We start from the raw sequence: 12,718 nt of genomic DNA on the forward strand, positions 1-12,718 counted from the left end.
CGCACCCGGCCCCCCCCCGCGGGGGGGCTGCGCGGGGGGGGGGGGGTTTTCGGGGGGTGGTGGGGGGGGGGGGGGGAAGTCCCCCCCCCCCCCCCCCCCTCCCCCCCCCCCCCCGGGGGGGGGGGGGTGGGGGGGGGGGGGCCGCGCGGCAGCCCCTCCCCGAGAATCCACGCTATGCCCCCCCTCACCCCGACCCTCTCCCCGGGGGGGAGAGGGGGAATCGCATAGGCGGGGAAGAGGGGGAGAAGCGAGAGCGCGGCAATTGAAATAGGACCACGCCCATGCTGGGATTCGCCCATCTCTTCGCGAGCCGCCTGGTCAAGGCCGCCGCGATCCTGATCGCCATCGTGGTGATGAACTTCTTCCTCGTCCATGCCGCCCCCGGCGACCCGGCCATGGTGATGGCGGGCGAGGCGGGGGCCGCCGACGAAAAGTTCGTGACGCAGCTGCGCGAGCAGTTCGGGCTCGACCGGCCGCTCTACGAACAGCTCGGCACCTATGTCGGCAAGATCGTGCAGGGCGATCTCGGCTTCTCCTACCGTCAGCAGCGGCCGGTCTGGGACATCCTGGCGGAACGGCTGCCGGCCACGCTGGTGCTGACGCTGACCGCCTTCATCCTGGCGCTCGCCGCCGGGGTGGCGCTGGGCACGCTGGCGGCGATCACCGTCGGCACCTGGGCCGACAGCGCCATCACCGTCGTCGCGCTGCTGGCCTATGCCACGCCGATCTACTGGATCGGGCTGATGCTGAGCCTGTTCTTCTCCATCCAGCTGGGATGGCTGCCGGCCTTCGGCTACGAGACCATCGGCGCCGGCTATACCGGGCTGGCGCATGTCGCAGATGTGGCGGTCCATCTGATCCTGCCGGTCATCACGCTGGCGCTGTTCTACATGGCCAGCTACGCCCGCCTGACCCGCGCCTCGATGCTGGAAGTGCGAAGCCTCGACTTCGTCAAGACCGCCAAGGCCAAGGGCCTGTCGCAGAGCCGCATCGTCACCCGCCACGTCCTGCGCAACGCCATCCTGCCGGTCATCACCGTGGCCGGCATCCAGGCCGGGCAGCTGGTCGGCGGGTCGATCCTGATCGAGACGGTGTTCGCCTGGCCCGGCATCGGCCGGCTGGCCTTCGAGGCGGTGCTGCAGCGCGACTATCAGGTGCTGCTGGGCATCTTCCTGGTCACGTCGATCATGGTGATCCTCTTCAACATCCTGACCGACATCCTCTACGGCCTCGTCGATCCGCGTATCCAGGTGTCGCAATGATGAAATCCGATTTCTGGCGGGCCTTCGCCCGCAACAAGGGCGCGGTCCTGGGGCTGGTGATCCTGCTCGCCATCGTGGTATTGGCCGTCTTCGCCTCCGTCCTGTTCCCCGGCGATCCGTGGGACATGGCGACGGCGCCCTTCCAGCCGCCGCTGTCTGACGACGCGCTGTTGGGATCCGACATGCTGGGCCGCGACATCGCATCCGGCATCGCCCACGGGGCGCGGGTGTCGCTGCTGATCGGCCTGACCTCGACCGCCGCCGCGCTCGCCATCGGCGTCACGCTGGGGGCACTGGCCGGCTTCCATGGCGGCAAGGTGGACGACGCCATCATGCGCTTCACCGAGCTGTTCCAGACCATTCCCAACTTCGTGCTGGCGGTGGTGCTGGTCGCCATCTTCACCCCCAGCCTGACCACCATCGTTCTCGCCATCGCCATCGTCAGCTGGCCGCCGCTGGCCCGCCTTGCCCGCGCCGAGTTCCTCAGCCTGCGCACCCGCGAGTTCGTGCAGGCCGCCATCACCACCGGCCAGAGCAACACCACCATCATCCTGCGCCAGATCCTGCCCAACAGCCTGTCGCCGATCATCGTCTCCGCCTCCCTGATGGTGGCGACCGCGATCCTGCTGGAAAGCTCGCTCAGCTTCCTCGGCCTCGGCGACCCGAACGCCATGAGCTGGGGCTACATGATCGGCGCCGCCCGCACGGTGATCCGGCAGGCCTGGTGGATGAGCGTCTTCCCCGGTCTCGCCATCGTGCTGACAGTGCTGGCGCTGAACCTCGTCGGCGAGGGGCTGAACGACGCCCTGAACCCGAAGCTCGCCCGGTCGCGCGGGTGACCCGATGAGCCTGTCCGAATTGACCCGCCCTCCGACGGAGACCGCAGCCATGACGACCACGCCGCTTCTCGATGTGCGCGGCCTCAGCATCGCGCTGCCGCCGGGCGCCGACCGTCCGCTGGCGGTGGACGATTTGACCTTCACCCTGAACCCCGACGAGATCCTCTGCGTGGTCGGCGAGTCCGGCTCCGGCAAGTCGATGACCGCGCATGCGATGATGGGCCTGCTGCCCGCCCCGCATGTCCGGGTCGCCGGCGGCAGCTTGCTGTTCAAGGGCAAGGATGTGCTGACCATGCCGGAGGCGGAGCAGCGCGCCCTTCGCGGCGGCCGCATCGCCATGGTGTTCCAGGAGCCGATGACGGCGCTGAACCCGCTGATGCGGGTCGGTCGCCAGATCGGCGAGTCCTTGCGCGAACACACCGACCTGCCGGCCCCCGCCCGCCGCGCCCGCGTGGTGGAACTGCTGGCCCAGGTCGGGCTGCCCAACCCAGCCGAACTGGCCGAGGCCTATCCGTTCCGGCTGTCGGGCGGCCAGCGCCAGCGCGTGATGATCGCCATGGCGCTGGCCTGCCAGCCCGACATCCTGATCGCCGACGAGCCGACCACGGCGCTGGACGTCACCACCCAGAAGCAGATCCTCGACCTGATCCGCTCGATCCAGGCCGAGCGCCACATGGGCATGATGTTCATCACCCACGATTTCGGCGTGGTGGCGGAGATCGCCCACCGGGTGGCGGTGATGCGCCATGGCAAGCTGGTGGAATATGGTGCGGCGTCGGACGTGCTGAACCGGCCGCAGCATCCCTACACCCGGCAGCTGATCGCCTCGGTCCCCCATTACATCGAACACCGCGACGACCACACCAAGGCGGGCGCCCCGCTGCTGGTCGCCGACAAGGTGCGCAAGGTCTTCCATGTCGGCGGCGGCCTGTTCAAGAAATCCAAGGAGGTGGTTGCCGGCGACGACCTGTCGCTGACCATCCATCCCGGCGAGACGGTGGGGCTGGTCGGCGAGTCCGGTTCGGGCAAATCGACGCTCGGCCGCTCCATCGTCGGCCTCATCAAGCCGGATTCGGGCCGCATCCTGTTCCAGGGCACCGACCTGCTGTCGCTCGACCGCAAGGGCTTCCGGCCCTACCGCCGGGCGGTGCAGATGGTGTTCCAGGATCCCTACGCCTCGCTGAACCCGCGCCACCGCGTCGGCGACATCGTGGCCCAGGGGCCGGTCGCCTACGGCGAGGACCGGAGCAAGGCCCTGACCCGCGCGCGGGAACTGCTGGCGATGGTCGGCCTCGACGGCTCGGCCGCCGACCGCTTCCCGCACGAGTTCTCCGGCGGCCAGCGCCAGCGCATCGGCATCGCCCGCGCGCTGGCCATGGAACCGAAGCTGCTGGTCGCCGACGAGCCGGTGTCTGCCCTCGACGTCTCGGTGCAGGGTCAGGTGCTGGAGTTGCTGGACGACATCCGCAAGCGCCTGAACCTCGCCATGCTGTTCATCACCCACGATCTGCGGGTGGCGGCCCAGGTCTGCGACACCATCGCGGTGATGCGCCGCGGCAAGATCGTGGAGATGGGCACGGCGCGGCAGGTCTTCACCCATCCGCGCGACGCCTACACCCGCAGCCTGCTCGACGCCATTCCCGGCAAGGCCTGGCACATCCCGGACGATCTCCAAGTCCGGGCGGGAGCGCACTGAATGAAGGTCGCCATCATCGGGGCCGGTGCGGTCGGCGGGTTGCTGACCGCCCGGCTGGGCGCCACGGAGGCGGAGGTGACGCTGGTCGCCCGGCCGAACTCCGCCGCCGCCATCCGCCGCAACGGCCTGACCATGGTGACGCCGCTGAACCGCGTCGCGCGGCTCAACCCCCGCGTCACCGACGACAGCCTGTCGCTGGGGCCGCAGGATCTGGTGTTCCTCTGCGTCAAGTCCCATGCGCTGCGCGGCACCATCGACACGCTGACCCCGCTGCTGGGTCCGGAAACGGCCATCGTGCCGATGGTCAACGGCATTCCCTGGTGGTATCCGCACCGTCAGCCGGAGCCCTTGGCCGACCGGCCGCTGGCCAGCATCGATCCCGACGGGCTGCTGTGGCGCTCCATCGACCCCGACCGGGTGGTCGGCGCGACGACCTTCGTCGCGGTGGAGGGCGACGGCCCCTGCCGCCTGCGCCATGTCAGCGACCAGCGTTTCGTCTTCGGCGATGTGGCCGGACGCGACAACCCGGCGGTCGACCGCATCGTGACGCTATTCGGGCAGGCGGGGTTCCAGCCGGCGAAGACCGCCGACATCCGGCAGGCGATCTGGGTGAAGCTGTGGGGCAACCTCGCCTTCAACCCATTGAGCGTGCTGACCGGATCGACGCTCGGCCGGCTGTGCAACGATCCCGGCACCCGCGAGACCGGCCGCGCCATGATGCTGGAGGCCAAAGCGGTGGCCGAAAAGCTGGGCGTGGTCTTCACCACCAGCGTCGACGAGCGCATCGCCATGGCCGCCGGTGTCGGCGACTTCAAGACCTCGATGCTGCAGGACTATGAGGCCGGCCGCCGGCTGGAGCTGGAGGCGATCCTGGGGTCCGTGATCGAACTGGCGGAGCGCACCGGCGTGGACGTGCCGATGCTGCGCGCCGTGCAGGCGATGGTCGACCTCAGGGCGCGGGAGCGGCGTGAGGTGGCGGCTTAGGTCTGCGTCCTCACTTGCCCACTCAACTGATGCCCCCTCCCCATCCCTCCCCCGCTTTGCGGGAGAGGGGGCAGGAGCTTTGCGGGAGTCCTGCGGAGTTCCCTCTCCCGCGAAGCGGGGGAGGGTTAGGGAGGGGGCAATCGCGACGCCCACTCCCCCAAGAAACCAACCAACATCCCCACTCGGAGCCACCATGTCCCTCCCCTCCAACCTGCCCATCGACGGCCAGCGCCTGTGGGACAGCCTCGCCGATATGGCGAAGATCGGCGCCACCGCGAAGGGCGGCAGCTGCCGCCTCGCCCTGTCGGACGAGGACAAGGCCGGCCGCGACCTGTTCGTCTCCTGGTGCGAGGCCGCCGGCTGCACGGTGACCGTCGACCGCATCGGCAACATCTTCGCCCGCCGCAGGGGCCGCGACGACAGCCTGCCCCCGGTGGTGATGGGTAGCCATCTCGACACCCAGCCGACGGGTGGACGCTTCGACGGCGTGTTCGGCGTGCTGGCGGCGCTGGAGGTGGTGCGCTCGCTGAACGACCGCGGGGTGGAGACGCTGCACCCGGTCGAGGTCGCGGTGTGGACCAACGAGGAAGGCTCGCGCTTCTCGCCACCGATGATGGGATCGGGCGTCGTCACCGGCGTCTTCACGCTGGAGGAGATCCTCGACAAGGTGGCGCAGGACGGCGCGCGGCTGGGCGACGAACTGGTCCGCACCGGCTATGCCGGCGAGGCGCCCGTCGATCACCCGATGCACGCCTATCTGGAGGCCCACATCGAACAGGGCCCGGTGTTGGAAGTCGAGGGCAAGGAGATCGGCGTCGTCACCGGCGCGCAGGGCCAGCGCTGGTACGAGGTGACGGTGACGGGGGTGGAGGCGCATGCCGGCCCGACGCCGATGCGCCTGCGCCGCGACGCGCTGGTCGCGGCATCGGCCATGGTGCAGGCGGTGCAGCGCGTCGGGCTGGAGACGGCCGGCGATCCCTGCGCCACCGTCGGCATCCTCGACGTCCACCCGCATTCGCGCAACGTCATCCCCGGCCGCGTCTTCTTCACCGTCGATCTGCGCCACCCCAACGCCGTCACGCTGGCCGACATGGACCGCCGCTTCCGCGCCGCCGTCGCCGAAATCGCCGAGCAGCAGGGGGTGAGCGCCGAGATCGCCGATTTCTGGCACTTCCCGCCGACGCCCTTCGCCCGGCCGCTGGTCGACCGGGTGCGCGAGGCCGCCGCCGGCTTCGGCTTCAGCCACCGCGACATCGTGTCCGGTGCCGGCCATGACGCGGTCTATGTGGCGGGCAAGGTGCCGACGGCTATGATCTTCATCCCCTGCGAGGACGGCATCAGCCACAACGAGGTCGAGAACATATCCCCCGCCGATGGCGCCCGCGGCGCCGCCGTGCTGTTCGAAACACTGGTCGCCACGGCCGGAAAGCCGTAACGGCGCAAGTTGCTATTGCCCCCTCCCTAACCCTCCCCCGCTTCGCGGGAGAGGGGACTGCCGCAATCCTACCCTCCACCGCCGAAGGCGGGGGAGGGAGGGACCCGCGGAGCGGGAGGGAGGGGGCACCACCTCGGCCCCCCGGAGTCCCCCCATGAAGTTCGTCCATCACCCCGACGCCGCCCTGCACCGCCCCGCCACCTACTTCAACAAGGGCCTGCTGCGCGCCCTGCCGGAGAAGCCGGAGCGGGTCGGCGCGCTGGCCTCGCTGATCGAGAAGCGGGGCGGGACGCTGATCCGGCCCGACGATTACGGATCCGCCCCGCGCGCCGCGGTGCACACGCCGGCCTATCTCGCCTTCCTGGAGACGGCGCATGCCCGCTGGGTGGCGGAGGGCGACATGGGCGACGTGGTGCTGCCCAACGTCCACCGCATGCAGGCGGCTCCCAACTACCCCACCAGCATCGTCGGGCAGGCCGGCTGGCACATGTTCGACACCGCCTGCCCGATCGGCGAGGGCACCTGGGCCGCCACCTGCGCCGCGACGAATGCCGCCATCCACGCGGCGAAGCTGGTCGCGACTGGCGAGGACAGCGCGGCCTACGCGCTGTGCCGGCCGCCGGGGCACCATGCCACCCGCGATATGGCCGGCGGCTTCTGTTACCTGAACCATGTCGCCGTCGCCGCGGAATCGGTGCTGCCGATGCTGCGCGCCCAGGGGCGGCCGGCGCGCGTCGCCATCATCGACGTGGATGTCCACCACGGCAACGGAACGCAGGACATCTTCTATGAGCGCGACGACGTGTTCTTCGTCTCGGTCCATGGCGACCCGGCGGAGTTCTATCCGCACATGGCCGGCTACGCGCAGGAGCGCGGCATCGGGCGCGGCGAGGGCTATAACCTGAACCTGCCGCTGCCCATCGGCAGCGACGAGGCGACGGTGCTGGCGACCATCGGCAAGGGCCTGGACGAAATCCGGCGGTTCGCGCCGGAGATGCTGTTCGTCTCGCTGGGCTTCGACACCTTCATCGGCGACCCGCTGGCCGCCTTCGGCGTCACCACGCCGGGCTTCGCCCGCATGGGCGCGCTGATCGCCTCCGCCGGACTGCCGACGGTGCTGGTGCAGGAGGGCGGATACGCCATCGACGACCTGTCCGCCAACCTGTCGAGCTTCCTGGATGGGTTTGAAGGCAAGACCGCCGCATGACCGCCGTCGCCGCCACCGGAGCCGGCCGCGATCCGGTCAAATACCTGCTGATCGCCGTCATCAGCCTGTTCTGGGGCCTCAACTGGCCGGCGGTGAAGACGATCCTGACGCAGGTGCCGATCTTCAGCCTGCGCGCCATCGGCTTCACCGCCGGGGCGGTGCTGCTGCTGGGGGCGGCGCGTCTGGCCGGGCAGCGGCTGCGGGTGGAGCGGGGGGAATGGCCGTCGCTGCTGGCGGCGGGGCTGTGCAACGTGCTGGTCTTCAACCTGTGCACGGCGCTGGGCCAGAGCCTGATGGCGACCTCGCAGGCGGCCATCGTCGCCTTCACCATGCCGGTGTGGGCGACGCTGCTGGCGATCCCGCTGCTGGGCGAGCGGCCCGGGCCGCGCCAGGTCGTCGGGCTGGCCTGCGGGCTGGCCGGGCTCCTTGTGCTGCTGGGGCCGGAGGCGCTGTCGGCGCCGCCCTCCGCCCTCCTGGGTCCGGCGGTGATGCTGGCGTCCGCGGTTGCCTGGGCCCTCGGCACCATCGTGATGAAGCGGCGGGTCTGGCGCACCCATCCGATGGTCATCACCGGCTGGCAATATGTGCTCTGCGCCCTGCCGATGATCGGCCTTGCGGCGACGGAGGCGAGGCCGGCGCTGTCCGAGCTTCACCCCGCGGTCTGGGCCGGCTTCGCCTGGCACATCGTCTGTTCGATCTGCGTGGCGCAGGCGCTGTGGTACGTCACCGTCCGCCGCCTGACGGTGGGAGAGGCGTCGGTCAGCACCCTGCTGATCCCGGTCGTCGGGGTCGGCGGCGCGGTGCTGCTTCTGGGCGACCCGGTGACGCCGCGGCTGGCGGCGGCCCTGGTGCTGATCCTCGCCGCCGTCGCCTGCGTGCTGGGTCCGAAGCCGGCCGGGCGCAAATAGGTCCCTCTCCCGGGGCGGCGATTATCACCCGATCTGCCGCTCCACCCAAGTCGCGGCGCCGGACAGGCTGCGGAAATCGGCCACGGCGCGGACCGGCAAGCCGGGGTGCCGCTCGGCGGCCATCCGCGCCAGTGCGTTGCAAGGGCCGGTTTCCAGCAGGACGGTGCAGCCCATCTCGATCAGCCCGTCCAGGCAGGCCGCCCAGGCGACCGTTTCCGTCAATTGGCGGGTCAGCGCCGCGACCGCCCGCTCGCGCGTGTAGACCGGGGTGCCGTCGATGCCGGCCAGCACCGGCAGCGGCGGAGCCTGCAGGCCGCTCGCCGCCAAAATCGGTGAAAACTCCGCCGCGGCGGGCGCCATCAGGCGGGTGTGGGAGGCAACGGTGACCGGCAGAGGCGTCACCGCGGCGCCCAGCGCCAGCACCGCCTGCTCCACCAAAGCCAGTGTCGGCCTACGCCCGCCCACCACGAACCGGTCGGCGCCGTTTTCGATGGCGATATCGGCACCGCAGTCGCGGCAGACCGCCTCCAGCCGCGCCCGGTCCACCCCCCGCACGGCCAGCAGCCCGCCCGGCTCCGGATCGGCACGGTCCATCGCCTCGGCCCGCCGCATCGCCAGCCGCAACAGCTCGTCCGCGTCGAGCGCACCCGCGACATGGTAGGCCGACAGCTCGCCCAGGCTGTAGCCGGCGACCGCCCGAACCGGCGGCAGGTGGGGCCGCAGCGCCGCCCAGGTCGCCGCCTGGACCGCGCAGAGCAGCGGCTGGGCGACGGCGTTGCAGTGCATCGCGGCCGCCGGCCCGGCGACCAGCGCGCGCGGGTCCCGCCCCATGACCAAGGCGGTGCGGTCCAGCACCGCCTGCGCCGCCGGTTCCCGCCGCAGCAGGTCGAGCATGCCAGGGCCCTGTCCGCCCTGTCCGGAGCACAGAATCCCCAGGCTCATGCCCAGCCCACCCGCAGGGCATGGACGAAATGCGCCGCCGCCAGCATGTCGGCGCTGCCGCCGGGCGAAAGCCGGCGGGCGACGCAGGCGCGGTGCAGGGCGAGAGCCTCCTCCCGCCAATCCGCCTGGAACACCCCGCCGCGATCAAGGAAGCGGCGCGCCTCCCCCTGGACGAAGGCCAGCCCCTCCGCCCCGCCGCGATGCAGCAGGTTGGTGTCCTCCAACTCCGCCATCAGCGTGAACAGCGTCTGCACCAGCGCCCGTTCCGCATCGGCGCCGTCGGCCAGCGTGCGGTCCAGCGCCGGCAGGGCCAGCGTGAACAGCGTCGGGAACCCCTCCGCCGCCTCCTGCCGGGCGCCACGGGCGCCATAGCGCCGAACCGCCCGTGCGCCGTGGCTGTCCGGCGCTTGCGGTGCCGCGCCCAAAATCCCGCAGCCCCACAGATCCGCGACGGTCTCGCCCAGCGCCGCCCCACCCAGCGACCGCCCCCGCCGCATCCGCCAGCCGGCCGCGGCGGCGAGGAAGCCGATGCCGAACACCGCCCCCCGGTGGGTGTTGATGCCGCCGGTCGCCGCCAGCATCCGGCGCTCCGCGGCGATGCCGAGGTCACGCAACGTGGCGAACCCGGCCCCCGCCGCCCCCGCGGCAGCGATGGCGCGGAAATAGCCGCGCAGAGCGAACAGGCTGCGCAGGAAGGTGCCCATGTCCATGTCGTCATGGCTGCCGCTGTCGAGCGGGCTGACCAACCCCGGCTTCGGGTGAAGCGCCAGCTCGGCATAGAGCGCACGAACCGCCGTGCGCCCGACAAACGCCGCGAGCGGATCGGCAAGATCGGCCGGAACGAAGGAAAGCGCGGCGCTGCTGCGGGTCATGCGGCATTCTCCCGGTCGAACAGCGCCAACACGGACGGCAGGTCGCGCAAGTCCACCTCCGCCGGCCCCTTCACCAGCAGGCGGGCGGGCCGTCCGGCCAGCTCCCGCCATGCGACCGCCGCGCCGTCCGGCAGCAGGATTTCCCCGTCCAGCCTCGGGCTGCCGTCACCGGTCGCCCTCAGCAAATCCAGCAGCCCATCGAGCTGCCAGCGGTCGGGCGGGGCGAACAGCAGGTCGATGTCGGAGTCCGGCCGGACATAGCCCAGCCCCGTCCGATGCTGCCAGGCCAGCGAGCCGTACACCGCCGGCGTCACCCCCAGCTCCAGCGCCCGCCGCACCAATTCCGCCAGCACCGCCTGCCACGCCTGCGGCGCCGACTCCACCGCCTCGGCCAGCGGCAGCGGACCCCAACGCTCGGCCACCGCGTCCACCGCCACATGCAGGCCGATCCGCCGCTTGTCCGGTGTGGCGAGGCCCAGCCGAAGCTCCCCCGCCCCATCCTCCGGCCGGCCGCGCGCGATCACCAGAGGCCGGCCGGCCCGGCACCAGTCCGCCACCTCCATACGCTCCCCTGGGGACAGGGGGGAGCGCAGGCTCTCCGCCCAATCCTCCCCCAGCCGGACCCAGCCATGACGCGGCCAGTGGTCGGATTCAGACCGCATCGCGCCGCACCCGGTCGGCCACCTTGCGGGCCAGCAGCCGCCCGCCGCGCTCTTCCCCCAACTCCCGGCGCGGATCGCCGTCCACCGGTGCGGCCAGCGCCTCGGCAAGGCAGGTCGCAAGGTCGCCGTCCCACAAATCGGCGATGGCCCCCATGCGGCGGTAATTCTCCACGCCCGGTGCGAACACCGGGGAGGACGCGCTCAGCTCCGTCAGCCGTTCCAGCGGGATTTTAGTCACGCGCGCCATCGCCGGCAGGTTCATCACACGGATCTCGGCGTCGGGCAGGGCATAGCAGCTGTCGGCCAGCAGGCTGGTGGCGAGGAAGCCGCCGCTGACGGCCTGCCCATAGACCAGCCCCAGCACCCGATGGCCGTTGCGCCGGGCGAGGTCGATGCATTTGGCCAGATGCGCCATGTAGCCGTTGATGCCCAGCAGCTCGTCGCGATGGCTCAACCGCTGGCCCTGGGTGTCGACCAGCAGCAGGATCGGACGGCCGGGATGGCGGCGCACCACCTCCAGCACCGCGCCGGCCATGCGGAAGGCCAGTTCGATGCCGATGGGCGTGTTGTCGACGGTGCCGATCACCGCCACCTCGGCGCCATAGACCCGGCCGGTGCCGTCGAAATAGACGCCGTCGAAAGCGGTCTCGTGCCCGTCCGGGAACAGCCGGTCGAGTAGGGTGGTCACGTCCATGGTTCAGGCCCTCCGGTCGCGGACGGTGGCGAGGAAGCTGGCGGTGTCGAGAATCGGCAGTTTTTCCGGCTCCTCCACCCCCAGCTTTTCCCAGATGTCGAGCGCGTCGCGGCAGTCGCCGAACCGCTCCAGCCGGCTGCCCAGCGCCGCATGCTCCGCTTCCAGCGCCGCCAGCGACAGGTCCGGCTTGCCGTCCAGCAGCGCCAATGCCGCGGCACGGAAGGCGGCGACATCGTCCTCGACCAGCGTCGCCGCTTCGCCCAGCAGATAGCGGTGCTTGCCGCCGACGGTGCGCCAGACCAGGGCGCGGTCGCGGCTGTCGAACTCCTCAACCCCCATGGTGGTCTCGATCACCTCGGGGCCGGACAGACCGAGCCGTCCCTCCTCGCTCATCACCACCGCGTCGCACAGGCGCGAGACGATGCCCATGCCGCCGAAGCAGCCGAAGGTGCCGCCGTCCAGCACGATCACCGGGATGCCGGATGCCCGCACGGCGAGCACCGCGCGCATCACCTCCGACACCGCGATCAGCCCGGCATTGGCCTCGTGCAGCCTGACGCCGCCGGATTCGACCAGCAGCAGGACACCGTCGGGGCGGGTGTCCAGGGCACGTTCCAGGAGACCGGTCAGCTTGGCGCCATGCACCTCGCCCACCGCGCCGCCCATGAAGCCGCCTTCCTGCGCCGCGACCAGCACGCGGCGGCCCGCCAGCCGCCCCTCGCCCACCACGATGCCGTCGTCGAAGGCGGCGGGAGTGTCGAGCTGACGCAGATGCGGGCTGACCATGCGCTCGGTCGGCGGCAGGATCTCGATGAGGCTGCCGGGATCGAGCAGGCCGTCCAGCCGGCCGCGGGCGCTGTCCTCGTAATAGCTGCTCATGGCTGCGATCCTCCGGGCTGCTGCCCTCCGGCGAAGGCGTCCAGCGCCTGGTCCAGCCGAAGCCCGACCACGGCCGGTGTGGCGCCGACATCGTTGATGGAAATGCGGACGTCGGCCAGCGGATGTCGGGCGAAGACATCGTCCAGCACAGCCTGCCACGTCGCGCCGAAGCCGACCGCGGCGGTCTGCACCTCGACGCGGCAGAGGCCGCCAAGCGGTGCCGGCTCCACCAGCACTTCCAGATTGCCGGAGCCGACGACGCCCACCAGGACAGACGGCGGCGGGGAGGCCACAGGATGGCCGCCGCGATATTCGTAGGTCAGGGTTTCCATGGGTTT

At 71.1% G+C, this 12,718-nt stretch carries 13 protein-coding genes; 7 read left to right on the forward strand and 6 right to left on the reverse strand.

Annotated features, from left to right (window positions below):
* Positions 1–281: 281 nt before the first annotated feature.
* From FZ029_RS25970 to FZ029_RS26000, 7 genes are all read left to right on the forward strand, one after another.
* On the forward strand, positions 282–1,262 hold the full coding sequence (locus tag FZ029_RS25970) for an ABC transporter permease (protein WP_149272568.1): 981 nt from the start codon (positions 282–284) through the stop codon (positions 1,260–1,262).
* Positions 1,259–2,101, forward strand: coding sequence for an ABC transporter permease (locus tag FZ029_RS25975; RefSeq protein ID WP_109073211.1), 843 nt, complete (start codon positions 1,259–1,261; stop codon positions 2,099–2,101). The genes FZ029_RS25970 and FZ029_RS25975 overlap by 4 nt, the downstream gene beginning before the upstream one ends.
* 49 nt (positions 2,102–2,150) lie before the next feature.
* Positions 2,151–3,797 carry an ABC transporter ATP-binding protein gene (locus FZ029_RS25980; RefSeq protein WP_247892507.1) on the forward strand — a complete coding sequence of 549 codons (1,647 nt, stop codon included), beginning with the start codon at positions 2,151–2,153 and terminating at the stop codon, positions 3,795–3,797.
* A complete protein-coding gene (locus FZ029_RS25985) occupies positions 3,798–4,781 on the forward strand; it encodes a 2-dehydropantoate 2-reductase (RefSeq protein WP_149272570.1) in 984 nt (327 codons plus the stop codon). It abuts the gene before it with no gap.
* Between the two features lie 193 nt (positions 4,782–4,974).
* Entirely contained in the window at positions 4,975–6,216 is a 1,242-nt protein-coding gene (locus FZ029_RS25990) for a Zn-dependent hydrolase (RefSeq protein ID WP_149272571.1), read from the forward strand.
* A 154-nt stretch (positions 6,217–6,370) separates the two neighbouring features.
* Positions 6,371–7,423 (forward strand): histone deacetylase family protein, encoded by a 1,053-nt coding sequence (locus tag FZ029_RS25995; protein ID WP_149272572.1) that lies wholly within the window; start codon positions 6,371–6,373, stop codon positions 7,421–7,423.
* Positions 7,420–8,331, forward strand: a complete 912-nt coding sequence (locus tag FZ029_RS26000; RefSeq protein WP_149272573.1) for a DMT family transporter — start codon at positions 7,420–7,422, stop codon at positions 8,329–8,331. The genes FZ029_RS25995 and FZ029_RS26000 overlap by 4 nt, the downstream gene beginning before the upstream one ends.
* A 24-nt stretch (positions 8,332–8,355) precedes the next feature.
* Here FZ029_RS26000 and FZ029_RS26005 read toward each other — a convergent pair whose 3' ends face one another.
* From FZ029_RS26005 to mdcC, 6 genes are read right to left on the reverse strand one after another with little or no spacing between them, the layout of a single operon-like run.
* Positions 8,356–9,273, reverse strand: a complete 918-nt coding sequence (locus tag FZ029_RS26005) for an acyltransferase domain-containing protein (RefSeq protein WP_149272574.1) — start codon at positions 9,271–9,273, stop codon at positions 8,356–8,358.
* Positions 9,270–10,145 (reverse strand): triphosphoribosyl-dephospho-CoA synthase MdcB, encoded by an 876-nt coding sequence (gene mdcB, locus FZ029_RS26010; protein ID WP_149272575.1) that lies wholly within the window; start codon positions 10,143–10,145, stop codon positions 9,270–9,272. The genes FZ029_RS26005 and mdcB overlap by 4 nt, the downstream gene beginning before the upstream one ends.
* On the reverse strand, positions 10,142–10,807 hold the full coding sequence (gene mdcG, locus FZ029_RS26015) for a malonate decarboxylase holo-[acyl-carrier-protein] synthase (RefSeq protein ID WP_149272576.1): 666 nt from the start codon (positions 10,805–10,807) through the stop codon (positions 10,142–10,144). The genes mdcB and mdcG overlap by 4 nt, the downstream gene beginning before the upstream one ends.
* Positions 10,797–11,501: a biotin-independent malonate decarboxylase subunit gamma gene (mdcE, locus tag FZ029_RS26020; protein WP_149272577.1), complete on the reverse strand. Its 705-nt coding sequence runs from the start codon at positions 11,499–11,501 to the stop codon at positions 10,797–10,799. The genes mdcG and mdcE overlap by 11 nt, the downstream gene beginning before the upstream one ends.
* A 3-nt stretch (positions 11,502–11,504) precedes the next feature.
* Positions 11,505–12,380 carry a biotin-independent malonate decarboxylase subunit beta gene (locus tag FZ029_RS26025; protein ID WP_149272578.1) on the reverse strand — a complete coding sequence of 292 codons (876 nt, stop codon included), beginning with the start codon at positions 12,378–12,380 and terminating at the stop codon, positions 11,505–11,507.
* Positions 12,377–12,712 carry a malonate decarboxylase acyl carrier protein gene (mdcC, locus tag FZ029_RS26030; RefSeq protein WP_149272579.1) on the reverse strand — a complete coding sequence of 112 codons (336 nt, stop codon included), beginning with the start codon at positions 12,710–12,712 and terminating at the stop codon, positions 12,377–12,379. Before mdcC ends, FZ029_RS26025 begins: the two co-directional genes overlap by 4 nt.
* Positions 12,713–12,718: the final 6 nt, after the last annotated feature.

The sequence above is a fragment of the Azospirillum sp. Sh1 genome, assembly GCF_008365135.1.
Lineage (GTDB): Bacteria > Pseudomonadota > Alphaproteobacteria > Azospirillales > Azospirillaceae > Azospirillum > Azospirillum oryzae.

Bases quoted from the DNA above. Each gene is read 5' to 3' on its own strand.
- FZ029_RS25970 (WP_149272568.1), top strand. From the start codon at position 282: ATGCTGGGATTCGCCCATCTCTTCGCGAGCCGCCTGGTCAAGGCCGCC.
- FZ029_RS25975 (WP_109073211.1), top strand. From the start codon at position 1,259: ATGATGAAATCCGATTTCTGGCGGGCCTTCGCCCGCAACAAGGGCGCG.
- FZ029_RS25980 (WP_247892507.1), top strand. From the start codon at position 2,151: ATGACGACCACGCCGCTTCTCGATGTGCGCGGCCTCAGCATCGCGCTG.
- FZ029_RS25985 (WP_149272570.1), top strand. From the start codon at position 3,798: ATGAAGGTCGCCATCATCGGGGCCGGTGCGGTCGGCGGGTTGCTGACC.
- FZ029_RS25990 (WP_149272571.1), top strand. From the start codon at position 4,975: ATGTCCCTCCCCTCCAACCTGCCCATCGACGGCCAGCGCCTGTGGGAC.
- FZ029_RS25995 (WP_149272572.1), top strand. From the start codon at position 6,371: ATGAAGTTCGTCCATCACCCCGACGCCGCCCTGCACCGCCCCGCCACC.
- FZ029_RS26000 (WP_149272573.1), top strand. From the start codon at position 7,420: ATGACCGCCGTCGCCGCCACCGGAGCCGGCCGCGATCCGGTCAAATAC.
- FZ029_RS26005 (WP_149272574.1), bottom strand. From the start codon at position 9,273: ATGAGCCTGGGGATTCTGTGCTCCGGACAGGGCGGACAGGGCCCTGGC.
- mdcB (WP_149272575.1), bottom strand. From the start codon at position 10,145: ATGACCCGCAGCAGCGCCGCGCTTTCCTTCGTTCCGGCCGATCTTGCC.
- mdcG (WP_149272576.1), bottom strand. From the start codon at position 10,807: ATGCGGTCTGAATCCGACCACTGGCCGCGTCATGGCTGGGTCCGGCTG.
- mdcE (WP_149272577.1), bottom strand. From the start codon at position 11,501: ATGGACGTGACCACCCTACTCGACCGGCTGTTCCCGGACGGGCACGAG.
- FZ029_RS26025 (WP_149272578.1), bottom strand. From the start codon at position 12,380: ATGAGCAGCTATTACGAGGACAGCGCCCGCGGCCGGCTGGACGGCCTG.
- mdcC (WP_149272579.1), bottom strand. From the start codon at position 12,712: ATGGAAACCCTGACCTACGAATATCGCGGCGGCCATCCTGTGGCCTCC.